Source organism: Mesorhizobium sp. M2C.T.Ca.TU.002.02.1.1 (assembly GCF_003997225.1).
This window is the reverse complement of sequence record NZ_RZTO01001262.1, coordinates 1-1,127: the sequence shown is the minus strand read 5'-3', so window position 1 is coordinate 1,127 and position 1,127 is coordinate 1. Positions and strand designations below refer to the sequence as shown.

The 1,127-nt window shown below is 65.5% G+C and carries 3 protein-coding genes; all 3 read left to right on the top strand.

What is annotated here, in order from left to right; translation table 11 throughout:
* Nucleotides 1-271: helix-turn-helix transcriptional regulator (locus EOD07_RS35305; RefSeq protein ID WP_164772887.1), on the top strand; the 271-nt coding region annotated here is incomplete at its 5' end.
* Nucleotides 272-328: 57 nt separating this feature from the next.
* On the top strand, nucleotides 329-586 hold the full coding sequence (locus tag EOD07_RS35300) for a metal-sensing transcriptional repressor (RefSeq protein ID WP_040973109.1): 258 nt from the start codon (nucleotides 329-331) through the stop codon (nucleotides 584-586).
* Nucleotides 587-594: 8 nt separating this feature from the next.
* A partial coding sequence (locus tag EOD07_RS35295; RefSeq protein ID WP_127238430.1) for a cation diffusion facilitator family transporter occupies nucleotides 595-1,127 on the top strand: 533 nt, incomplete at its 3' end.

Here is a 1,127-nt window from a genome sequence, read left to right as displayed (position 1 = left end):
GCCCTGGACGATCGTCGAGCTGGCGAAGGAGGCGGCGCTCTCGCGCTCCGCCTTCTTCGACCGCTTCGTGCGCAGCGTCGGCGTGCCGCCGATGGAATATCTGCTCGCCTGGCGCATGGCGTTGGCGAAGGACCTGCTGCGCCGGCGGGAGGCGGACATCGCCGAGGTCGCCGAGCGCGTCGGCTATGGCTCCGCTAGCACCTTCAGCACCGCCTTCAGCCGCCATGTCGGCCAGCCGCCCGGCCGCTATGCGAAGGCGGCGGCGCACTGACCGGAAGCGCATAATAGCCTGTTTGCAATATCCTACCCTGGAGGATAGGATAATCGCATGACGATACACAGCTCTCATCCCGATATCATCGCCCGGCTCAAGCGCGCGCACGGCCATCTCGCCGCCGTGCTCACCATGTTCGAGCAAGGGCGCTCCTGCCTCGACCTCGCGCAACAGCTCCATGCCGTCGAAAGCGCCGTCGGCAACGCCAAGCGCGAGCTGATCCACGACCATATGGAGCATTGCCTCGTCGAAGGCGGCGAGCCGACCCGGGACACGCTCAAAGAGCTGAAGCAGCTCACCAAATATCTGTGAGGCTGTCTATGTGGACGAAGATTGTCGATTGGTTCGGCTTCGGCGCGCACGGACATGACCATAGCGGGCATCGCCATGGCGGGCCTGGCCATCATGGACCGCATGGCCACACGCATGGCGTGATCGATGCGACCATCGCTACGACGGAGCGGGGCATCTGGGCGATCAAATGGTCGTTCGTCATCCTGGCGATAACGGCCGCGCTGCAGGTCGCCGTCGTCGTTTTTTCGGGCAGCGTGGCGCTGCTTGCCGACACCATCCACAACATCGCCGACGCGACCACGGCCATTCCGCTCTGGATCGCTTTCGCGCTGGCCCGGCGCAAGCCGACCCGCACGTTCACCTACGGCCTCGGCCGGGTCGAGGACCTGGCAGGCATCGTCATTGTGCTCATCATCCTGGCGAGCGCGCTCGTCGCCGGATATGAGGCGGTCAACCGACTGTTCAACCCGCAGCCGGTGCGGTTCCTGGGCTGGCTCGCCGCGGCCGGCATCATCGGCTTTCTCGGCAACGAGGCGGTGGCCGTCTTCCGCATCCGTGT

Bases quoted from the DNA above. Each gene is read 5' to 3' on its own strand.
- EOD07_RS35300 (WP_040973109.1), top strand. From the start codon at position 329: ATGACGATACACAGCTCTCATCCCGATATCATCGCCCGGCTCAAGCGC.